Here is a 20,706-nt window from a genome sequence, read left to right on the forward strand (position 1 = left end):
GTCGAGCACCGCGCCGTGGAACACCTCGAGCGTGGTGCCGGCGGGATCCTCGAAGGTGATCACCTCTTCGACGCGGCGGGCCTCGGCCTCGTCGGGGGACAGCTGTTTGTACGCCACGCCGGCCCCGTCGAGCGCGGCCTGCACGCGCTGCAGGGCCGGGTGGTCGCGCACTTCCCAGCCGACGGTCAGCACCCGGTCGGTGTCACCGGGCACCACGATGAGGCGGGCCGCACGCTCGTCCATCCGCAGATACAGCGCCGATGGGTCGGGGCCCTTCCCTTCGGCGAAACCGAGCACGCCGAAGGCGAACTGGCGCCAGCGGTCGATGTCGTTGGTCGAAATGGTGATGTAGCCCAGGCTTTTCAGGTCCGTCATCGGTGTGTTCTCCTGCTCAGATCAAAGCCCGCAGCGGACCGTCGGGCGGCTCGACGCCCAGCGAACTCAGCGCCGCCGCGTGATAGGTGGTGCCGGGCACATGGATCGCATGCATCTGCCCGACGTGCACGTCGCGCCAATACCGCTGCAACGGCTTGTCCATTCGTGCCGCGTTGCCGCCCGAGCGGGCGAAGATCTCGTCGACCGCCGAGACCGCCCGCCACACCGCGCGAACCTGGGTGCGCCGCCCTGCGGCGCGGTCGGCGAACGACACCTCCTTGCCGGCCGCGACCATGTCGTAGATGCGGTCGGCGTTGGCCAGCAGCTCCTGGCGGGCGGCGTTGATGTCGGCGGCCGCCTCGCCGATCGCGTGCATGACGTAGGGGTCGTCCTTGATCGCGGTTCCGGTGGCCCCGACCCGCTCGCGCTGGTAGTCCAGATGGGCGGCCAGCGCGCCCTCGGCGATGCCGATGGTGGCCGCCGAGATGCCCAGCGGGAACATCGTCGACCACGGCATCAGGTACAGCGGCTCGGTCATGCCAGCCTCACGCTGCGCGGTGCCGTCCATCACCTTGGTGGCATCCATGGTCCGGTAGGCCGGGACGAACGCGTCTTTGACGATGACGTCCTTGGAGCCGGTTCCGCGCAGCCCCACCACATTCCACGAGTCCTCGACGATCTGGTAGTCCTTGCGCGGCAGGATCATGTGCAGCATCTGCGGCGGCATCAACGGGATGCCCTTGTCGTCGCCGAGCATGGCGCCCAGGATGATCCAGTCGCAGTGGTCGGTGCCCGAGCTGAACTGCCAGCGACCGTTGAACAGGTAGCCGCCGTCGACGGGTTTGGCCACGCCTTGCGGCGCGTACGGGGAGGCCATCCAGGTGTCGACGTCGTCGGCCCAGATTTCGGCGGCCACCCTGGGATCGGCGTAGGCCAGCTGGTAGGGGTGCACGCCCACCACGCCGACGATCCAGCCGGCCGCCGGATCGAGCGCCGCGGTGGCCATCGTCGTCTCGGCGAACTCGCGGGGATGGACCTCGAAGCCCTGGTATTGCTTGGTCTGCAGCATGCGGATCAGGCCGGCGCCCTTCATCAGCTTGACGGTGTCGTCGGTGAGCCGGCCGATGCGTTCGGCTTCCGCGGCTTGGTCGCGCAACTGGTCGGCCATCGCCACCACCCGGTCGAGTACCCGGTCGCTCATATCGTTGTCCTTACGTGTGTGGGCTTAGTAATGGTCTACCGCAGTCTCGGGCCGTCCCAAAGGAAATCCCGATGAGCGGACACCCCGGGAGTCGAAATTCGACGTGAACAACCGGGCGGCGGACGCCCGGCGGGGGAGGAATCAGCCGGGAAACTCGCCCGAACCGTCCGGTGACCGGGAGGGCACGCGGATCGCGCCGGCGAAGGCCCTACGGTGACTGCTTGTGAACGATGCCGGTCCACAGCCCCTGGATGTCGTCGTGGTGGGCGCGGGGTTCGCCGGCCTGTACGCCCTGCACAAGCTGCGCGGCCGGGGCCTGTCGGTGCGGGTGCTGGAAGCCGCGCCCGAACTGGGCGGCACCTGGTACCACAACCGGTATCCGGGGGCCCGCTGTGACGTCGAGAGCGTCGACTACTGCTACTCGTTCTCCGACGAACTCCAGCAGGAATGGAACTGGACCGAGAAGTACGCCACCCAGGCCGAGATCTTGGCGTACCTGAACTGGGTCGCCGACAAGCTCGACCTGCGCCGCGACATCGCGCTGCGCACCCGGGCGGTCTCGGCGGAACTCGACGAAACGACGCTGCGCTGGACGGTCACCACCGATACGGGGCAGAGGTTTTCGGCGCGGTTCTGTGTGATGGCAACCGGGCCGTTGTCGGCCGCGCTCACCCCCGATTTCCCCGGCCTGGACACCTTTGCCGGCGAGATCTACCACACCGCGCACTGGCCGCACGAGCCCGTCGACTTCACCGGAAAACGGGTGGCCGTCATCGGCACCGGATCCTCGGGCATTCAATCGATTCCGATCATCGCCGAGCGTGCGGCCCACCTCTACGTCTTCCAACGCACCCCCAATTACAGCGTCCCGGCGGGTAACACGCCGTTGTCCGCCGAGGAGCTCGGTGAGATCAAGGCGGGTTACCCGCGGCGGCGTGCGCTGTCGTGGCGCAGCGGCGGCGGATCACCGCACATCACCGCGCCCAAGCCGACGATGCAGTTCACCGCCGAGGAGCGCCGCGCGGCATTCGAAAAGCGTTGGCAGCTGGGGGGCGTGCTGTTCTCCAAGACGTTCCCCGACCAGATGACCGACCTGGAGGCCAACGAAGAGGCCCGCAGGTTCTACGAGCAGAAGGTGCGGGCCGTCATCGACGATCCAGCCCTGGCCGATCTGCTGATTCCCACCGATCATCCGATCGGTACCAAGCGAATCTGTACCGACACCAACTATTTTCAGACCTTCAACCGCGCCAATGTGTCACTGATCAGCGTCCGAACCACCCCGATCGAATCCGTCGACGCCGCCGGAATCAACACCACGGGGACACACTACGACGTCGACATGATCGTGCTGGCAACGGGTTTCGACGCAATGACCGGCGCGCTGGGCAACATCGACATCATCGGACGCCATGGCACCGCCCTGCGTGACGATTGGGCGCACGGCCCCCGCACGTATCTGGGGCTGGGCGTCGACGGCTTCCCCAATCTGTTCCTGATCTCGGGCCCGGGATCACCCGCCGTGTTGGCGAACATGGTGCTGCACGCCGAGGCCCAGGTGAACTGGATCGCCGAGGCCATCGCCTTCCTCGACGATCACGGTTACGCCGCGCTGGAAGCCCGCGTGGACAGCGTGGACGGGTGGGGCGCCGAATGCGCCCGCCGGGCCGAGGCGACGCTGTTCACCAAGGCCAACTCCTGGTACATGGGCGCGAATGTGCCCGGCAAGCCGCGCGGCTTCATGCTGTTCACCGGGGGCTTCGCCACGTACAACGACATCTGCGCCGAGGTCGCCGCCGCCGGCTATCGGGGTTTCGATCTAATCGAACGATGACGGGATTGCTGAACAAGGTCGTCGTGGTCACCGGTGCCGCCAAGGGGACCGGGCGGGTGCACTGTGAGCGCTTCGCCGATGAGGGCGCCGACGTGATCGCACTCGACGCCGACACCGCGGCCGACGAGTTACGCGACACCGCAAGGGGAGTCGAGGGCCGCGGCCGGCGGTGCGCGACCGGCCTGGCCGACGTCAGCGACCTCGCGGCGATGACGGCCGCCATCGACGCGGGCGTGGCCGAGCTGGGCCGGCTCGACGTCGTCGTGGCGAACGCCGGGGTCCACCTGCCCGGCGCGCCGTCGTGGGAACTCGACCCCCAGGTCTGGCAGCGCACGCTCGACATCAACCTCACCGGCGTCTGGCACACCGTCCGCGCGAGCGCGCCGCACATGTTCGACCGGGAAGGCGACCAGGGCGGCTCGGTCGTCATCATCAGCTCCACCAGCGGCCTTCGCGGCCTGCCCAACACCGCGCACTACACCGCCAGCAAGCACGCGGTGGTCGGCCTGGCGCGCACGCTGGCCAACGAGCTCGGTCCGCGCGGCATCCGGGTCAACACCGTGCACCCCGGGCCGGTGGCCACCCCGATGGTGCTCAACGAGGCCACCTTTCGGCGGCTGCGGCCGGACCTGGACAATCCGACGGCCGCCGATGCGGCCGAGGTGCTGCAGGCCCGCAACCTGCTCCCGGTGCCGTGGGTCGAACCCGTCGACATCGCCAACGCCGTACTGTTCCTGGCCTCGGAGGCGGCCCGCTACATCACCGGCACCCAGCTCGTCGTCGACGCCGGCCTCACCCAGAAGACGACATGACCGGACGACTGAGAGACAAGGTCGCCCTGATCACCGGCGCGGCGCGGGGGATCGGTCGCGCGCAGGCGGTGCGGTTCGCGCAGGAGGGCGCCGACATCGTGGCGCTCGACGTGTGCGGCCCGATCGACACGGTGATCATCCCGCACAGCACCCCGGCCGACCTCGACGCCACCGCGTCGCTGGTGAGTGCGGCGGGCGGGCGGGTGCACACCGAAATCGTCGACGTCCGCGACCTTTCCGGTGTGCAGGCCGCCACCGATCGCGCTGTCGAGCGGTTCGGCGGCCTGGACGCGGTCTGCGCGACGGCCGGCATCACCTCCCGCGGCATGGCGGTCGACCTGGACGAAAACGCCTGGCGGACCATGCTCGACGTCAACCTCACCGGGGTGTGGCACACCTGCCGCGCGACCGCGCCGCACCTGATCGCGCGCGGGGCCGGGTCGATGACCCTGACGAGCTCCATCGCGGGCCTGCGCGGGCTGGTCGGCGTCGCGCATTACACCGCCGCCAAGCATGGTGTGATCGGCATGATGCGCAGCCTGGCCAATGAGCTTGCGCCGCATAATGTCCGGGTGAACTGCGTCAGCCCCACCAACGTCGACACGCCCATGATCCACAACGACGCCGTCAGCACCGCCTTTCGGCCCGACCTGGACCGTCCGCCCACGCGCGCCGAGTTCGCCGAGGCGGCCCGCTCGATGAACATGCTCGCGGTGCCGTGGGTGGACGCGGTGGACGTGGCCAATGCCGCACTGTTCCTGGCCTCCGACGAGGCGCGCTACGTCACCGCGATCGTCCTGCCCGTCGACGCCGGAGCCACCCAACGATGAGGAGAACCCGATGACCGACATCGAGGAGCTGCTGGCCCGGGTGCGCCGGCTCGAGGACGAACGCGACATCGCCCGATTGATCGCCTCGTACGGTCCCGCGGTCGACGCCGGCGACGCCGACGCCGCTGCGAGTCTCTGGGCGACCGATGGCGTGTACGACGTGGACGGCTGGCGCATGGAGGGTCGCGCCGACGTGCACGCCATGATCAGCTCGCAGGCCCACCAGAAGCTGGTGGCCAAGGGCTGCTCGCACTTCCTCGGGCCGTGTGTCGTCACGGTGGACGGTGACGCGGCGGTGGCGGTGTGCGAATCGCTGGTGCTCGTCCGCGACGGCGACGGCTACCGGGTGTGGCGCGCCACCGCACACCATTTCGTGTTGCGGCGCATCGACGGTGACTGGCTGATCGCCACCCGCACCAGCCGGGTGCTGGACGGCAACCCCGACGCGCACGCTCTGCTCACGAAAGGCCTTGCGGGACAAGGCTTATCCTGATGGCGGCGACCCGCTTCGCGCGGCTTCGCCGATCCTGATGGCGGCCCGCTTCGCGCGGCTTCGGCGCGCTTGCGATCGCCACCGCCGCGCTCGCGATCACCGCTAGCCGCGCGAAAGGAACGCCAGCACCGTGCTTTCGAACGCCTCCTTGGCCTCGATCATCGCCCAGTGACCCGAGTTGGGGAAGATGTGCAGCTCCGCGTTGGGGATGGTGCGCATCGGGATCAGCGCCATATCCGGCGGACTCACCCTGTCGTCGCGGCCCCACGTCAGCAGGGTGGGCGCGGTGAGTTTGTGCATGGTCGCCCAGGGCAGCGGCCGGTCGGAGGCGTTCAGCGCGGCGTTCATCCCGGCGAACGCCGCCTTGCCGTACATGCGTCGCGCCGCGGCCAGGGTGTCCGGGTCGGTGGCCAGCTCCCAGCGTTCCTCGATCAGCTGATCGGTGACCAGCGCCTGGTCGTAGACCATCGACTTGAGCCAGTCGACCAGTCGTTGTCGGGTGGGATCCTCGACGAACTCCTGCAGCAGCCGAATCCCCTCGCTGGGGCTGGGACTGAAGATGTTGGTGCCGATGCCGCCGATGGTCACCAGCCGACCGACGCGGTCCGGATTGTGGGTGGCGAAGTTGATGCCGACGCCGCCGCCCATCGAGTTGCCGACGATGTGCACCCGCTCGACACCGAGCCCGTCCAGGAAGGGCGACACGGTGCCGAACGCGGTCACCATCGGATGGCCGCCGAAGTCGTCGCTCACGCCGAAACCGGGGAATTCGAGGATCAGGCACCGATAGTGGGCGGCGAAGGCGGGCAGCACCCCGCGGAAGTTGCGCCAGCCGGTGACACCGGGGCCGGACCCGTGCAGGAAGAGCAGCACCGGACCGGACTCCGGGCCGCCGCTGTCGTAGTAGCGCAAAACGCCCTTTTCGGTGCCGATTTCACGCAGGTCGTGCGCTGCGATGGTCGTCGGTTCAGAAGTGTCTGCCACGGCTGCCACCCTGCCATGCGGAGACGGCGAGGGTGGACGGGGTTCCGCTGACCGGGCCGCTCAGATTCGGTCGTCGGCGTGCTCGGCGCAATTCAGCAGCTCTTTGAGCGCCGCGGGGAACCCGTCGGCCAGGTCCCAGAGATCCGGAACCAGGTCGGGGCACGAAATGATCCCGATGCCGAGCCGGCCGTTGAGCGACATCACGGTGATGTTCAGCGCGGCGCCGGCGATGATCGGGCCGAGCGGATACATCGCGTCGAGCCGGCACCCCAGGAAGTAGAGCTGGTCCTGCGGGCCGGCCACGTTGGACATCACCAGGTTGTGTGGCGGCTTGTCGGGCAGGGGGATGCGGGGCAGCAGCTTCATGGCGGCGCCGAACATGGTCTGTCCGGCCACCTGCGTCCAGTCGTGCAGCAGGCTCGGGCCCATCGCGGCGACGTGGTCCTTGGCCGCGGCGTTTCCGGCGGCGATGCTGGCCAACCGCTCGACCGGGTCGTCGATGTGGGTTTCGAGCCGGCAGAGCATCCAGGTCATCTGGTTGCGGCCAGGCCGGCCGGACTTGCCGCGGACCGACACCGGCACGCTGGCGACCAACGGGCTGTCCGACAGTGCGTCGCGGTCCTGGAAGAACTGCCGCAGCGCCCCGGCGCACAGCGCGGTCACGACGTCGTTCACGGTCACCCCGAACCGGCGTTTGACCTTTTTCACGTCCTCGAGGTCCACGCTGGTCAAGGCGACGTTGCGGCGCCGGGTGAACGACCCGTTGAACGCCGTCGGCGGCGCCGCGAACGGGGCCGCCATCGTTTGCCCACCGCCCCGGGCGCGCAGTAGCGTTCCCGCCAGCGTCAGCGCCGTCGCCGGCACGACTTTGGCCAAGCGCCACGGCCGCAGCGCCGCGCCGATCAGCCCGCTGGCCGCGATCTGCAGCGGATGTGCGGCGCCGCTGCGCTCGGCCGGTTCCGGTGCCGGGGCGTCGGGTGCGACGCTGCACAACTGCGCGAGCAGGTTGGCCCCGCCCACGCCGTCGACCACCGCGTGGTGGGCCTTGAGGACGACGGACAAGCCGTCGGTGCCGTGCAGACCTTCGATCACCCACATTTCCCACAGCGGGCGATCCCGGTCCAGCGCCAGCCCGGCGATGTGGCCGCAGATCTCCGCTAACTCTTTCGGGCCGCCGGGCGAGGGCAGCGCGACGCGATGAAGGTGGCGCGCCAGATCGAACCGGTCGTCATCCACCCACACCGGATGGTCGAAGTTGAGTTGGTTGTCGGCCAGCTTGAGGCGGAATTCGGGCACCGAATCCACCCGCGCTCCCAGCGCCTCGCGGAAGCGATCGAAGCTGTAGCCCCCCGGCATCGTCATCGGGTCCAGCTCCAGGACACAGCAAACATTCAAGGGCTGCGTCGGTGATTCCAGGTATAAAAAGAACGCGTCTAACCCACTGAGTCGTTGCATAGTTGCTCGTCTCTTTTTGCGCGGCCATGACCGCTGGTCACGTGACCGGCGGTCATCCCGGAGCTCCTGAGGGGACGCACGATCGGGGCGGCCGCAACTTATTTGGTGTGACTTTTATCTGTAGCCGTTGCGGGGTGTCCGGCAAACATTGCGCCGGTACATTTAACGAAATCGCTACTCCGCGGACGCATGCCAGGGACGCGCACTAACCGCCGGTGGACCGCCGGCCGGCGAGCAGCCGGTCCACGGAGTAACGATGGTGACCACGAAAGGCGATCACGCCGACGAGAAACAGCGCGTGCACGAGCTGATCGCCGATGACGTTTGAATGCCCGATCGAGGTCGCGCCCAGGACCAGGACGATCATCACCAGGCCGCCGGCGATGGCGGTCGCACGGGTCAGCGCACCGGCCAGCGGCAGCGCCCCGATGGTCAGCTCCGTGGAAGGGAAGCGCGTAACCGCACGCCGGGACGAGCGCGTTGGGCATGATCGATGCCGTGCGATCGATCTCCTCGGGTTGACTAGGCGCGGCACGGAATCTCAACTCGGACAATAGGTCTGGTGCGCTCGCCGCACCGCGATCACTGTCCTGCGGCGGGCCGGCGGGCCATGGCCGAGTCGGGCGCCGCCCAGTCGGTGGAGACCTTGCGGTGCTTGATCAGCCAGGTGTCGCCCTCGGGTACCAGGACGTCGCGGTAGCGGCCGTAATGGTCGAGCCCGATGTGGGTGACCACGGTGAAGTAGGAGTCGACCCGGGCCCGCCCGGGTCTCACCTCGGTGAACAACACGTTCGCGACGTTATGGCGCACAATCGGTTTGACCCCGGCCTCGACGGCCACCCGCCCCGTGACACCGCCCAGGAAGGCCGCGATCTCCGAACGCCCGCGCAAGGGCTCGAAATCCCGTATTTCGAGGATGCCGTCGACGCAGAAGGTGCCCGCAAGGCCGTCCAGCCGGCCGGCGTCGCCGGACCAGTTGTAGCGCGCCAAGGTATCCCGGATTCGCTCGCGGGCAACCAGTTCCCACATTTCCACCGTCACGACTCCTCGCCCCGCCGCCGACTCCTCGGTCCACCAGGGTAAGCGCATTCGGTGCCGTCGCCGCGATGAGGCGGCGGAGGAGACGTCGCGGTCGCCGCAGGGTCGTCAATTATGGTCGACGGCAGAGCAATTCACGCCGCCGGCTGTCCAGAGCGAACGCGGGCCCGCTGCTCGGGCCACCGGTGGCCCCGCCCGGCGGCTCGGGGCTGTGGCGCACGCTACTCGCCGGTCACGTTTCGTGAATGCCCCGGTTGGGCAATAGAAGGGGGCGAGCGCACGACACGGGCGTCGTGCGCCACACGGAGGGAGAACGCATGTCGGACAAAAGTGGTCCCGAGGAAGCCATCGAAGGCATCGTCGAGGGAGTCAAGGGCAAGGTCAAGGAAGTCGCCGGCGCGGTGGCCGGCCGCGATGACCTGATGCGAGAGGGCAAGGCTCAGCAGGACAAGGCCGACGCGCAACGAGAGGCGGCCCAGAAAGAGGCCGAGGCCGAAAGCGCCCGCAAGGCCGCCGACATCAACGAGGCTCGCCAGAAAGCCGAACAGTAACGGCGGTCGATGGTGGCCCGGTCACAGGTGTGGCCGGGCCACCGCCATGTCGGCGGCCGGGAATGAATCGCCGCCCGCGGCTGTCGAACAACACATGAGACTGAACGACGCCGCCCGCAAGCTCATCGGAGAGGGTGCGGACGCCACCCTGGTCACCGTCAATCCGGACGGCAGCCCTCAGGTGAGCGTGGTCTGGGTGGCGTTGCGGTCGACGCCCGACGGGGACGAGCTCGTCAGCGCCCACCTTTCCGAACACAAGAAGGTCCGCAACGTCCGCAACGACCCCCGCGTCGCCGTGACGATCGTGTCGCTCGACCAGGCGGGTCAGGGGATGCGACCTTACCTCTCGCTGGCCGGGACCGCCCGGATCACCGAGGGCGGTGCCCCCGAACTGCTGGCGGAGCTCAATCCGGTCCTGGGTGACCCGAACGCGAAATTCCCGCCCGACAACGCACCGCCGGGGTACCTCACCCACATTCGCATCGACAGGGTCGGCGGCATCGGCCCCTGGGCGGGCTGATCCCGGATCTTTCGCACTTCCGCTACCCCTGGTAGCGGAATACAGTGGGTGGATGAAACCAGGCGAAGACGGCACCCACCTGCGCACGTGCCCGTTGTGTGAAGCCATGTGCGGCCTGGAAATTCAGGTCAAGGACGCCCGCGTCACCGGCATCCGCGGCAACCGTGACGACGTGTGGAGCCGCGGGCATCTCTGCCCGAAGGGCACCTCGCTTGCGGCCCTGCACGACGATCCGGACCGCATCCGCCAACCGATGATCAAGGTCGACGGGCAATGGCGGGAAGTCAGCTGGGACGCGGCGTTTCGCCGCTGCACCGAGTTGCTGACCCCGGTGATCGACAAGTACGGCATCGGCGCGGTCACGGCGTATACCGGCAACCCGCTGGCGCACTCGTTCTCACTGGCCCGCTATGCCGGCGTGCTGATGGGGATGTCCGGCATGCCGGTCACGTATTCGCCGGGAACGGTCGACCAATGGCCGAAGAACCTGTCGTCGCATTTGATGTACGGACTGTGGTGGAACTTCCCGGTGCCCGACGTCGAACGCACCGACCTGCTGGTGATCATGGGCGCCAATCCCGCGGCGTCGCAGGGTTCCCTGTTGGCCGCGCCCAACGTGATGGGCTTGATCGACGGGATTCGCAAACGCGGCAAGGTCATCGTGATCGATCCGGTGCGCACCCTGACCGCGGCGCGCGCCGACGAGTGGCTGCCGATCGTGCCGGGGACCGACGCCGCGCTGCTGCTGGCGGTCGCGCACACCCTGTTCGATGAAAACCTCATCGCACCAGGGCCGCACGTCGACGGTGTCGACACCATGCGGCGCGCCGTCGCGGACTGGCCGCCGGAACGGGTCAGCGCCGTGACCGGGATCGAAGAAGACCGCATTCGCCGGCTGGCCCGCGAACTCGCCGGCACCGAAAAGTCGGTGGTGTACGGTCGAATCGGTCTGTGCAACCAGGAGTTTGGCAGCCTCGCCAGCTGGCTGGTAGACGTCATCAACATCCTCACCGGTCATTTCGACACTCCCGGCGGAGCCATGTTCCCCAAACCGGCGGCCTGGTCGATCACCACGCAACCCTTGCCCGGATTGGAGGACGGCGCACCGGAATTCGGTCGCTGGCACACCCGGGTCCGTGGTGCCAAGGAGGTGCTTGGGCAGGCGCCGGTGTCCTGCATGGCCGAGGAGATCGCCACGCCGGGCGAGGGCCAGCTCAAGGCGCTGATCACGGTCGCGGGCAACCCGGTGTTGTCCACCCCCGCCGGCGACAAGCTCGATGAAGTGCTGCCGATGCTGGAAGCGATGATCTCCGTTGATCTGTGGCTCAATGAGACGACACGGCACGCGGATGTGATCCTGCCCGGCCTATCGCCGCTCGAGCAGCCGCACCACGACGATCTGATCCTGCTGTTCGCCATTCACAGCATCGCGAATTATTCGGCCCCGGTGTTCGATCCGGGCGATCGCCCGCACGAATGGGAGATTCTGATCCGGTTGACCGGGCTGTGCACCGGCACCCCCGCCGAGGACGTGGACGTGGGGGCGATCGACGACGGCTTCTTCGACTACCTGGCCTTCACGCAGGGTCTCGACGGCGCGCAGATCCGCAAGCTCTACGACGCGGCCGGCTTGAAAGGCGGCCCCGAGCGAATGCTCGACCTCACCTTGCGGACCGGACCGTTCGGCGACCAGTACGGCAAGAACCCGGGCGGGCTCACCCTGGACATGCTCAAGGCCAACCCCAACGGCATCGACTTCGGTCCGATGGTGCCGCAACTGCCCGACATCCTCGCCACGTCCGACAAGAAGATCCGGCTCGCCCCGCAATACCTGCTCGACGACCTGCCCCGGCTGGCCGCGCGCATGGAGCGTCCCGCCGAGCCGCTCGTCCTGGTGAGCCGCCGGCACCTGCGCTCGAACAACACCTGGCTGCACAACGTTCCCGCGCTGATGAAGGGAAAGGACCGGTGCACGTTGCTGATTCACCCCGATGACGCGGCCCGGTGCGGCATCGCCGACGGCGACATGGTGACGGTCAAGTCCGAAGCCGGCGAGATCAAAGTTCCCGTCGAGGTCACCGAGTCCATCAGGCCCGGCGTGGTCTCGATGCCTCACGGCTGGGGACATGGCAAGCCGGGCACCCGCATGTCGGTGGCCAACAACTCGCCCGGCGCGAACACCAATGTGCTGTCCCCGCCCAGGTTTGTCGACGAGCCATCCGGCAACGGGGTGCTCAACGGCATCCCGGTCACGATCATCGACGATCAGGCCCGATTCCGCCCGCGCCCAAACTCTAAAGTCCCATAGGCCTTTATCCCCCTCCCGAAAGTTAACGCCAAGCGCCAGTCTGTGGTTCATCTCACCCCGGCGCCCTTTCGGTGAACCCTTTACGGGGTGGCGGACGTCGGCATAGGCATGACTGCAACAAGGTATTCCCCATTCCCGCCTCGGGCCGCGGGCCGCGGGTGCGGCGCGCCGCGGATCGCCGGCACCGCCGTGGCTTTCACGCCGCACCGCTACAACCAGGACGAGGTCGCACGCGAACTCACCGGGTTCACCGATCCGGGTTTCCTGCGTTTCGCCCAAACCGCCGGCGTCGACCAGCGCAGCCTCGCGCTGCCGCTGTCGCGTTACCCGACGCTGAGCGGCTTCACCGAAGCCAACGACGCCTACCTCGAGGTGGCCGTCGATCTCGGTGAGCGGGCAATCAATTCGGCGCTGGCGGCCGCCGGCGTGGCACCGCGCGACGTCGACACCATCGTGATGGTCTCCAGCACCGGAATCGCCGTGCCCACCATCGATGCGCGACTGATGACGCGAATCGGGTTGCGGCCCGACGTCAAACGTGTCCCGCTGTTCGGGCTCGGCTGCGTGGCCGGCGCCGCCGGAATGGCGCGCGTCCACGACTACCTGCACGGGTATCCCGGGCACGTGGCGGTGCTGCTGTCGGTCGAACTGTGCTCGCTGACGCTGCAGCGTGATGACACGTCGATCCCGGCGCTCATCGGGGTGTCCCTGTTCGGCGACGGCGCGGCCGCCGTCGTCGTGGCCGGCGCGGACCGAATCCCGTTGTCGGACAGCGCGACCGGCCCACGCATTCTGGCGACCCGCAGCCGTGTCGTCCCGGAGACCGTCGACGTGATGGGCTGGAACGTCGGGTCGAGCGGATTTCAGCTCGTGATGTCGCGCGACGTCCCGAAGATGGCCGACGAGTACCTGCGCGCCGAGGTCGAGGAATTCCTGGCCGGATACGGGCTGTCCACCGCCGACATCTCGACGTGGGTCTGCCACCCCGGCGGCCCGAAGGTCCTCGACTCGATCGACAACGCGCTCGGTCTGCCCGCCGAAGCTCTGCGGCACAGCCGAAACTCGATGCGCGAGAACGGAAACGTCTCCTCTGTGTCGGTGCTGGACGTGCTGCGCCGCACGGTCGCCGAGCCCCCGGGCGATGGCGCCTTCGGGGTGATGCTCGCGATGGGGCCGGGTTTCTGCTTCGAGCTGCTACTGCTGCAGTGGTGACGGGGGACGGTGCCATGTACTACTACCTGTTCGTTCTCGCCGTCGGCGCCGAACGCCTCGTCGAGTTGGCCGTTGCCCAGCGCAACGCCAGATGGTCAATGGCACACGGGGGCAAGGAATTCGGGCGCGATCACTACCCGGCCATGGTCAGTATGCATGCCCTGCTTCTGGTTTCGTGCATCGTCGAAACCTGGAGCCTGGGTAGGCCGTTCATCGGATGGCTGGGCTGGCCGATGCTGGGCGTCGTGCTGCTCAGCACCGTCGTCCGGTGGCGCTGCGTCAGCGTGCTCGGCAAGCATTGGAACCCGAGGCTGATCGTGATCCCGGGCGCATCGTTGGTGCGCCACGGACCGTACCGCTGGGTCCGGCACCCCAACTACCTCGCGGTGGCGGCCGAGGTGGCGGCGTTGCCGCTGGTCCATTCGGCGTGGCTGACCGCGATCGGGTTCAGTACGGCCAACGCGCTGGTGCTCACGGTGCGCATCCGCGCGGAGAACGCCGCGCTGGGATATACCTGATCAGGGCCTCATCAGGGGGCGATGGGCCGATTGGTCCACTGCCGGTCGGGCCGGCGCGCCGAGCGGAACCACCCGCCGGCCGCGCCGGTGCCGCCGTCGGTGGGGATGACGTGGCCGGTGACGAACGCCGAGAGGTCCGAGGCCAGAAACAGGATGACCCTGGCCTGATCCTCGGGCAGGCCCATCCGCCCGACCGGGACCCACTGCGGCCACTGCGCCTGCTCCTCGGCCGAAAGCCACTGCGAATAGGGCACTTGCAGGGATTCGGTGACGTCGGGTGCGATCGCGTTGACCCGCACCCCGTCGTTGCCCACCTGGACCGCGAGGCTGCGGGTGAACGCGATGACGGCGGCTTTGAACGCGGCATACACCGGGTCCTCCGGATAGCCCCGCAGCCCCTCGACCGACGAGACGTTCACGATCGCACCGGCGTGGCGCTCGACCATGGCCGGCAGCAACGCGTGGGTGAGCAGGAAGACGTGGTGCAGGTTGATCCGGTACAGGTCGTCCCACAGCCGCGGATCGGTATCGACGAAGTTGCCGGGGTGGCGCAGCCAGTGGCCCACATTGTTGACCAGTACGTCGACCCGGCCAAACCGATCGAGGACGGTCCGGGCCAGGGTGGCGACGTGCTCGGGCAACCGGACGTCGCCGACGACCGCCAGGGCCGACCCGCCGGATTCGGTGATCGAGGTGGCGGTCGCGTCGGCGCGGCCGGCGTCGATGTCGGCGACGATCACATCCGCGCCGTGCTCGGCGAACAGCCGTGCGGTAGCGGCACCGATTCCTCCCGCGCCGCCCGTGACGACTGCCACCCGGCCGGTCAGCAGCGGATCAGCCCGTCCAGCGTGTGTCATCGTTCATATTTTGGGCCATTCGGCGACCGGGGCCACAGCCGGTCCGGTCCGGATTACGCACGCGCGGAGACCGCAAGACAGATAGACCAGTGGTACCCATCTCTATGGTCGGTAAACAGTGACGTACCCAACATTCGCCGCACGACCTTTTGCAGTTAACCATCCGCGGTGGCGGGTACCCGCCCTCCACTTAGGAGGTTGAAACCCAATGGTGAGTACAGCCGAACCGACACATATATTGCCGAGCGTGGCGACGACGAGGCGCGTTCATCGCCGCCACAGCCCGCAGTCGGTGGCCGTGGGGCTTGCCAGCCGGTTGATCGTGAAGAACGCGATCCGCGCGTGGTCCATGACGCCGAATCTGCATTGGCCGCTCGAGCACGTCGACGGCGTCGTGGGATTGTTCCCGCGTGTCGGATCCGCGGCCACCACCGAGTCGCTGCGCTTGGACAACTGTGCCGCCGAGTGGGTTCGCGCCCCCGGCGTGTCGGGGGAGCGCGCGATTCTCTATTTGCACGGCGGCGCATTCCTTACCTGTGGCCTGAACACCCACCGCTCGATGGTCACCCGGCTGTCGAAGGAGGCCGATGCCGCCATCCTGGCCGTCGCGTACCGAAAGCTGCCCAAACATCAGATCACCGACGCCATCGACGACGGGATCAGCGGCCTGCGCTGGCTGCAGGATCGTGGCTACGACGGCGACCGGGTCGTCGTGGCCGGGGATTCCGCCGGGGGATACCTGGCGTTCATGACCACGCTGTTGGCGATCCAGGACGGCATCATGGAGCCCGCCGGCGTCGCGGCCGTCTCGCCGTTCACCGACGCCGACCCGGTGCGGAAACTCAAGCACCGCAACGCCCGCAAGTGCTCGATGTTCACCCGCCGGGCCTTCTCGCGGTTCGCTCAATTCCTCAGTAACGCACAGGTTGTGGAGGGTCAGGGCGACTCCACGGTCGCTTCCCCGGTGGACGCCGACCTGTCGTCGTTGCCGCCGGTCACCATTCACGCCAGCTCCGATGAGTTGCTGCTCGCCGATGCCGAGCTGATGGCGAAGCGCTTGGAAGCCAGCGGGATCCACTGCGATCTGCACCTGTGGGACGGACAGATCCACGACTTCCCTTTGGCCGCAGACGTTTTGCCCGAGGGCAGGCGCGCCATCAAATACCTTGGGGACTTTATCAAGGACGTCACCGCCGCTCGCGCCAAGGTCCCCAGCGTCACCGGCCTGCGCCACGCCGCAGTGGCCGGTTGAAGGTTGCGGAAGTCGTTGCACCGCAAGCTGGTTCGCTGACGTTCGCCGCTCTGTACCAACCGCGCCATGCCTTGCGGCCCGCGCCCGCGGGAGATGGCGCGAGACGGCGCCCGACGAAGAACCGGGCGGATAAGTCGCGCCGCTGCCGTTACAGTTGGTGCTGATGACCTCACCTGCCCCGCCTGCGCTGACCGTGCGGTACGACGGAGCCGAACGCACCTTCGCGCCGGGCAACGACGTAGTGATCGGGCGCGACCTGCGCGCCGACCTGCGCGTCGCCCACCCCCTGATCTCTCGCAGCCACCTGATCGTGCGGTATGACCAGGGGCGATGGGTCGCCGTGGACAACGGCAGCCTCAACGGCCTCTATCTGCACAACCGCCGCGTCCCGGCCGTCGACATCCAGGACGGCCTGCGGGTCAACATGGGCAATCCGGACGGCCCGGCGCTCACCTTCGAGGTCGGCCGCCATCAGGGCTCGGCCGGGCGGCCCCCGCTGACGACGTCGATACCGATCGTCAGCAACCCCAGCGAACCGCTGGCGAGGGCGCCGCAGAGCCCGCCGTTCGGCGCGCAGCCTCCCGGCCAGCCCCACCAGCCGGCGTCGGCCTCGTTCCGCCACCCCGTCCATCCGCCCACCGCCGGGCAGCCCGGCCAGCCGGCCGGCGGACCCACGCCGGGCCATCCGTCGGGACCGCAGCCGCGGTACCCGACCGGCGGCCTTCCGAGCGCGCCGCCCAGCGGAGTCCAGCCCGCGCCGCAGATATACCGGTCAACGTCGATGCACGCGGCGCCACCGACCACCGCCGCGCCGCCGGCGTCCCAGACGGGCCGCATCGGCGGCGACTCGTCGATCCTCGCGACGTCGATGATGAAGATCCTGCGGCCGGGCAAGGCCGGGCCGGACGTGCCGGGTGCGATCAAGATCGGGCGCGCCAACGACAACGACATCGTCATCCCCGAGGTGCTGGCGTCGCGTCACCACGCCACCCTGGTCCCGACGCCCACCGGCACCGAAATCCACGACAACCGCAGCATCAACGGCACCTTCGTCAACGGCGTCCGGGTCGACTCGGCCGTGCTGCACGACGGCGACGTCGTCACGATCGGCAACATCGACCTGGTCTTCCACGGCGGCAACCTGGCCCGCCGCGACCAGGCCGCGACCGCCACGCGCAGCGGCGGCCTCGACGTGCGCGGGGTGACCTGGACGATCGAGGGCAACAAAACGCTGCTGGACAACATCTCGCTGACCGCGCTTCCCGGCACGCTGACGGCGATCATCGGGCCGTCCGGCGCGGGCAAGTCGACCTTCGCCCGCTTGATCGCCGGGTACACGCACCCGACGACGGGAACGGTGTCGTTCGAGGGCCACAACGTCCACGCCGAATACGCCTCGCTGCGCAGCAGGATCGGGATGGTGCCCCAGGACGACGTGGTGCACGGGCAGCTGACCGTGCAGCAGGCGCTGATGTACGCCGCCGAACTGCGGCTGCCGCCGGACACCACCAAGGACGACCGCGCCCAGGTGGTGGCCCGGGTGCTCGAAGAACTCGAGATGACCCAGCACCTGCACACTCGGGTCGACAAGCTGTCCGGCGGTCAGCGCAAGCGCGCGTCGGTGGCGCTGGAGTTGCTCACCGGGCCGTCGCTGCTGATCCTCGACGAGCCGACCTCCGGCCTGGACCCGGCGCTGGACCGGCAGGTGATGACCATGCTGCGGCAGCTGGCCGACGCCGGTCGTGTGGTGCTGGTGGTCACCCACTCGCTGACCTACCTGGACGTCTGCGACCAGGTGTTACTGCTGGCCCCCGGCGGCAAGACGGCGTTCTCCGGGCCGCCGAGCCAGATCGGGCCGGCCATGGGCACCACCAACTGGGCCGACATCTTCAGCACCGTCGCCAGCGACCCCGACGGGTCCCGCGCGCGCTACCTGGCCCGCACGGGTCCGCCGCCCGCTCCGCCGCCCGCCGAGAAACCCGCCGAACTGGGCGATCCCGCGCACACCAGCCTGGTCCGGCAGTTCTCCACGATCGCCCGGCGCCAGATGCGGCTCATCGTCTCGGACCGCGGCTACTTCGTCTTCCTGGCGCTCCTGCCGTTCATCATGGGTTCGTTGTCCATGTCGGTGCCCGGCGACGTCGGCTTCGGGATCCCGAACCCGATGGGCGCCGCGCCCAATGAGCCCGGGCAGATCCTGGTGCTGCTCAACGTCGGCGCGGTGTTCATGGGCACCGCCCTGACCATCCGCGACCTGATCGGCGAGCGCGCCATCTTCCTGCGCGAACAGGCGGTCGGCCTGTCCACGTCGGCCTACCTGCTGGCCAAGGTCTGCGTGTACACGGTGTTCGCGATCGTCCAGTCGGCGATCGTCAGCATCATCGCGGTGCTGGGCAAGGGCGCCCCCACCCAGGGTGCCGTGGCGCTGGGCAAGCCGGCCCTGGAGCTGTTCGCCGACGTGGCGCTGACGTGCGTCGCGTCGGCCATGCTCGGCCTGGCCCTGTCGGCCGTCGCGAAGTCCAACGAGCAGATCATGCCGCTGCTGGTGGTGGCCGTCATGTCGCAGTTGGTGTTCTCCGGCGGGATGATCCCGGTGACCGCGCGCATCGGGCTCGACCAGATGTCGTGGGCCACACCGGCGCGGTGGGGATTCGCGGCGTCGGCGTCGACGGCCGACCTGACCAAGTTGGTGCCCGGCCCGCTGACCCCGAAGGATGCGCACTGGCGGCACACGCCGGCGACGTGGTGGTTCGACGTCGGCATGCTGTTCGTCATCAGCGCCGTCTACCTGGGCTTCGTGCGCTGGAAGATCCGCCTCAGGAGCGGCTGAGCGCGGGACCTCAGGCGCGCCTGCGGACCATCTCCTCGGCTGCGGCACGCATGCGGTCCGACAGCTGCAGCAGATCGTGCTCGCCCACGCCCAGCGGCAGTGTGTACGCCAGTTGCCGCAATTCGACGGCGTAGTTGCGCAAATCTTCGCGGAGGCGCATCTCAATAGTTGGCATGACTTCTCCCTCGGGCTGGGCAGAATGCCTGGTCCGCGTCGACCGGCCGATCTAAAAAGTTTCGCAGCCGGTGCGGATAACCGCGATAGCGTCCACGTGAATTAACGGGAGTTTGACAGCGTATTTACAGTCAACGCCGCCGGCGGCGGGCGCCCAGCGTTGCCGCAACCCCGAAACTCCCTGCCCCATCACGCCGTCGCGTTACGCTGACGCTGCTCGGTGAAAAGCATGCAGAAAGGCACAGGCGCCGGAATGGATTTCGAACTCGACGCCGGGCAGCGCGCCTGGCTCACCGAGGTTCGCGAATTCCTGCACGACAACGTCACCCCGGAATTGCGCGCCGAGCTCGCCGAGCACGACTTGGAATTCCCCGGTGGCGAGGTGGCCCGGTTTCGCCGCAAGATCGGGGCCAAGGGCTGGTTCGGGCTGAACTGGCCGCGCGAGTACGGGGGGCTTGCCGGCGAAAGGGGCTTCGGCGCCATTCACCTGCATCTGCTGATGAGCGAATTCGAATACTGGGGCGTGCCCGGACCCGACCTGACCGTGACGTCGGTGGCGCCGATGATCATGCGACACGGCACCGAGCGCAACAAAACCGAATGGCTGCCCCTGATCGCCAGGGGCGAAATGATCTGCGCGGTCGGCTATTCCGAACCCGATGCGGGAACCGACCTGGCCAGCCTGCGGACCAGTGCCACCCGTGACGGCGAAGAATGGGTGATCAACGGCACCAAGATCTGGAACAGCGGCGCCCAGCGCGCGACGCACGAATGGCTCTGCGTCCGTACCGATCCGGCCGGAGCCCGGCATCGCGGCATCTCGGTGATCATCGTGCCGATCGACGGCCCGGGCGTCGAAATCCGCCCGCTGTACGCCTGGTCGGGCTATCGCACCAACGAGGTGCACTTCCGTGACGTGCGGGTGCCGGTCACCAATCTGGTCGGCGAGGTCAACCGCGGCTGGACCTACATCACCGGTGCGCTCGACCTTGAACGCGGTGCGCTGACCAACGCCGGGGACCTGCGCCGCGCCGTCGAGGAATTGCACGAGCTGGCGCGCCGGCCGCGGCGGGACGGCACCGTGCCCGCCGGCGATGCGTCGCTGCGCCGTCGACTGGCGAGGGCCGAGGCCGACGTCGCGGTGGCCGTCCTGATGGGCTACGAGGCGGCGTCGATCCTCGACAGCGGCGTCATACCCACCGTCGAGGTCAGCGTCGAGAAGGTGTTCACCAGCGAGCTGCGCCAGCGCATCGCCGACCTGGCGCTCGACATCCTCGGCCCGGACGGCCTGCTGGCGCATCGCAGCGAACGGGCCCCGCTGGCCGGCAAATTCGAGCGGCTCTACCGGGCCGCCCCGCTGATGCGCTTCGGCGGCGGGACCAACGAGGTGCTGCGCGACATCATCGCCCAGCGCGGGCACGGAATGCCCTCCTATGGACGCTGAGGGGAGCCTCGCACAGCG

General features: G+C 68.4%; 19 protein-coding genes and 1 pseudogene. 12 read left to right on the top strand and 8 right to left on the bottom strand.

The window, feature by feature from the left end:
* Positions 1-375 (bottom strand): annotated as a pseudogene (locus A5688_RS12485) (2,3-dihydroxybiphenyl 1,2-dioxygenase); the annotation flags it as partial.
* A gap of 16 nt (positions 376-391) precedes the next feature.
* The gene (locus A5688_RS12490; protein ID WP_067836004.1) at positions 392-1,576 is read right to left on the bottom strand and encodes an acyl-CoA dehydrogenase family protein; all 1,185 of its coding nucleotides are present in this window, start codon (positions 1,574-1,576) and stop codon (positions 392-394) included.
* A 223-nt stretch (positions 1,577-1,799) separates the two neighbouring features.
* On the opposite strand from A5688_RS12490, the gene A5688_RS12495 reads away from it, so the two are divergent.
* The 4 genes from A5688_RS12495 to A5688_RS12510 are packed head-to-tail and all read left to right on the top strand — an operon-like array spanning position 1,800 to position 5,545.
* A complete protein-coding gene (locus A5688_RS12495) occupies positions 1,800-3,410 on the top strand; it encodes a flavin-containing monooxygenase (RefSeq protein WP_067909829.1) in 1,611 nt (536 codons plus the stop codon).
* Positions 3,407-4,222 (top strand): mycofactocin-coupled SDR family oxidoreductase, encoded by an 816-nt coding sequence (locus tag A5688_RS12500; protein ID WP_067836008.1) that lies wholly within the window; start codon positions 3,407-3,409, stop codon positions 4,220-4,222. The genes A5688_RS12495 and A5688_RS12500 overlap by 4 nt, the downstream gene beginning before the upstream one ends.
* Entirely contained in the window at positions 4,219-5,052 is an 834-nt protein-coding gene (locus tag A5688_RS12505; protein ID WP_067836010.1) for a mycofactocin-coupled SDR family oxidoreductase, read from the top strand. The genes A5688_RS12500 and A5688_RS12505 overlap by 4 nt, the downstream gene beginning before the upstream one ends.
* Before the next feature lie 10 nt (positions 5,053-5,062).
* Complete coding sequence (locus A5688_RS12510; RefSeq protein WP_068268179.1) at positions 5,063-5,545, top strand: nuclear transport factor 2 family protein; 483 nt, start codon at positions 5,063-5,065, stop codon at positions 5,543-5,545.
* Between the two features lie 102 nt (positions 5,546-5,647).
* Here the strand turns inward: A5688_RS12510 and A5688_RS12515 are convergent, their stop codons facing one another.
* The 4 genes from A5688_RS12515 to A5688_RS12530 all read right to left on the bottom strand — a co-directional run bounded on the left by A5688_RS12515 (position 5,648) and on the right by A5688_RS12530 (position 9,019).
* Entirely contained in the window at positions 5,648-6,529 is an 882-nt protein-coding gene (locus A5688_RS12515) for an alpha/beta fold hydrolase (RefSeq protein WP_067836014.1), read from the bottom strand.
* Between the two features lie 60 nt (positions 6,530-6,589).
* Complete coding sequence (locus A5688_RS12520) at positions 6,590-7,984, bottom strand: WS/DGAT/MGAT family O-acyltransferase (protein WP_067913227.1); 1,395 nt, start codon at positions 7,982-7,984, stop codon at positions 6,590-6,592.
* A gap of 205 nt (positions 7,985-8,189) precedes the next feature.
* Entirely contained in the window at positions 8,190-8,519 is a 330-nt protein-coding gene (locus tag A5688_RS12525) for a hypothetical protein (protein ID WP_067836018.1), read from the bottom strand.
* Positions 8,520-8,566: 47 nt separating this feature from the next.
* The gene (locus tag A5688_RS12530) at positions 8,567-9,019 is read right to left on the bottom strand and encodes a nuclear transport factor 2 family protein (protein ID WP_067913538.1); all 453 of its coding nucleotides are present in this window, start codon (positions 9,017-9,019) and stop codon (positions 8,567-8,569) included.
* 320 nt (positions 9,020-9,339) lie between these two features.
* Here A5688_RS12530 and mbp1 point away from each other — a divergent pair, with 320 nt between their 5' ends.
* From mbp1 to A5688_RS12555, 5 genes are all read left to right on the top strand, one after another.
* Positions 9,340-9,573, top strand: a complete 234-nt coding sequence (gene mbp1 / locus A5688_RS12535) for a microaggregate-binding protein 1 (protein WP_067836020.1) — start codon at positions 9,340-9,342, stop codon at positions 9,571-9,573.
* Positions 9,574-9,667: 94 nt separating this feature from the next.
* Positions 9,668-10,093 (top strand): TIGR03618 family F420-dependent PPOX class oxidoreductase, encoded by a 426-nt coding sequence (locus tag A5688_RS12540; protein WP_067836022.1) that lies wholly within the window; start codon positions 9,668-9,670, stop codon positions 10,091-10,093.
* A gap of 52 nt (positions 10,094-10,145) precedes the next feature.
* Positions 10,146-12,401: a molybdopterin-dependent oxidoreductase gene (locus A5688_RS12545; RefSeq protein WP_067913230.1), complete on the top strand. Its 2,256-nt coding sequence runs from the start codon at positions 10,146-10,148 to the stop codon at positions 12,399-12,401.
* A 108-nt stretch (positions 12,402-12,509) separates the two neighbouring features.
* Positions 12,510-13,613, top strand: a complete 1,104-nt coding sequence (locus A5688_RS12550) for a type III polyketide synthase (RefSeq protein WP_207546656.1) — start codon at positions 12,510-12,512, stop codon at positions 13,611-13,613.
* Between the two features lie 14 nt (positions 13,614-13,627).
* Entirely contained in the window at positions 13,628-14,131 is a 504-nt protein-coding gene (locus A5688_RS12555; protein WP_067913542.1) for an isoprenylcysteine carboxyl methyltransferase family protein, read from the top strand.
* Between the two features lie 11 nt (positions 14,132-14,142).
* Here the strand turns inward: A5688_RS12555 and A5688_RS12560 are convergent, their stop codons facing one another.
* A complete protein-coding gene (locus A5688_RS12560) occupies positions 14,143-14,988 on the bottom strand; it encodes an SDR family NAD(P)-dependent oxidoreductase (protein ID WP_067913233.1) in 846 nt (281 codons plus the stop codon).
* Between the two features lie 208 nt (positions 14,989-15,196).
* Here A5688_RS12560 and A5688_RS12565 point away from each other — a divergent pair, with 208 nt between their 5' ends.
* Together A5688_RS12565 and A5688_RS12570 are read left to right on the top strand one after the other, a co-directional pair.
* Positions 15,197-16,240 (top strand): alpha/beta hydrolase, encoded by a 1,044-nt coding sequence (locus A5688_RS12565; RefSeq protein ID WP_120312539.1) that lies wholly within the window; start codon positions 15,197-15,199, stop codon positions 16,238-16,240.
* A 163-nt stretch (positions 16,241-16,403) separates the two neighbouring features.
* Complete coding sequence (locus A5688_RS12570; RefSeq protein WP_431602682.1) at positions 16,404-19,070, top strand: ATP-binding cassette domain-containing protein; 2,667 nt, start codon at positions 16,404-16,406, stop codon at positions 19,068-19,070.
* A gap of 10 nt (positions 19,071-19,080) precedes the next feature.
* On the opposite strand, the gene A5688_RS27755 is transcribed toward A5688_RS12570, so the two are convergent.
* On the bottom strand, positions 19,081-19,245 hold the full coding sequence (locus A5688_RS27755) for a hypothetical protein (RefSeq protein ID WP_158086071.1): 165 nt from the start codon (positions 19,243-19,245) through the stop codon (positions 19,081-19,083).
* 252 nt (positions 19,246-19,497) lie between these two features.
* Here A5688_RS27755 and A5688_RS12575 point away from each other — a divergent pair, with 252 nt between their 5' ends.
* Entirely contained in the window at positions 19,498-20,688 is a 1,191-nt protein-coding gene (locus A5688_RS12575; RefSeq protein ID WP_067913240.1) for an acyl-CoA dehydrogenase family protein, read from the top strand.
* The last annotated feature ends 18 nt before the right edge of the window (positions 20,689-20,706 follow it).

The sequence above is a fragment of the Mycobacterium mantenii genome (assembly GCF_001667865.1).
In the GTDB taxonomy this organism is placed as follows: Bacteria; Actinomycetota; Actinomycetes; order Mycobacteriales; family Mycobacteriaceae; genus Mycobacterium; species Mycobacterium mantenii_A.

Bases quoted from the DNA above. Each gene is read 5' to 3' on its own strand.
- A5688_RS12490 (WP_067836004.1), bottom strand. From the start codon at position 1,576: ATGAGCGACCGGGTACTCGACCGGGTGGTGGCGATGGCCGACCAGTTG.
- A5688_RS12500 (WP_067836008.1), top strand. From the start codon at position 3,407: ATGACGGGATTGCTGAACAAGGTCGTCGTGGTCACCGGTGCCGCCAAG.
- A5688_RS12505 (WP_067836010.1), top strand. From the start codon at position 4,219: ATGACCGGACGACTGAGAGACAAGGTCGCCCTGATCACCGGCGCGGCG.
- A5688_RS12510 (WP_068268179.1), top strand. From the start codon at position 5,063: ATGACCGACATCGAGGAGCTGCTGGCCCGGGTGCGCCGGCTCGAGGAC.
- A5688_RS12520 (WP_067913227.1), bottom strand. From the start codon at position 7,984: ATGCAACGACTCAGTGGGTTAGACGCGTTCTTTTTATACCTGGAATCA.
- mbp1 (WP_067836020.1), top strand. From the start codon at position 9,340: ATGTCGGACAAAAGTGGTCCCGAGGAAGCCATCGAAGGCATCGTCGAG.
- A5688_RS12540 (WP_067836022.1), top strand. From the start codon at position 9,668: ATGAGACTGAACGACGCCGCCCGCAAGCTCATCGGAGAGGGTGCGGAC.
- A5688_RS12545 (WP_067913230.1), top strand. From the start codon at position 10,146: ATGAAACCAGGCGAAGACGGCACCCACCTGCGCACGTGCCCGTTGTGT.
- A5688_RS12550 (WP_207546656.1), top strand. From the start codon at position 12,510: ATGACTGCAACAAGGTATTCCCCATTCCCGCCTCGGGCCGCGGGCCGC.
- A5688_RS12555 (WP_067913542.1), top strand. From the start codon at position 13,628: ATGTACTACTACCTGTTCGTTCTCGCCGTCGGCGCCGAACGCCTCGTC.
- A5688_RS12560 (WP_067913233.1), bottom strand. From the start codon at position 14,988: ATGACACACGCTGGACGGGCTGATCCGCTGCTGACCGGCCGGGTGGCA.
- A5688_RS12565 (WP_120312539.1), top strand. From the start codon at position 15,197: ATGGTGAGTACAGCCGAACCGACACATATATTGCCGAGCGTGGCGACG.
- A5688_RS12570 (WP_431602682.1), top strand. From the start codon at position 16,404: ATGACCTCACCTGCCCCGCCTGCGCTGACCGTGCGGTACGACGGAGCC.
- A5688_RS27755 (WP_158086071.1), bottom strand. From the start codon at position 19,245: ATGCCAACTATTGAGATGCGCCTCCGCGAAGATTTGCGCAACTACGCC.
- A5688_RS12575 (WP_067913240.1), top strand. From the start codon at position 19,498: ATGGATTTCGAACTCGACGCCGGGCAGCGCGCCTGGCTCACCGAGGTT.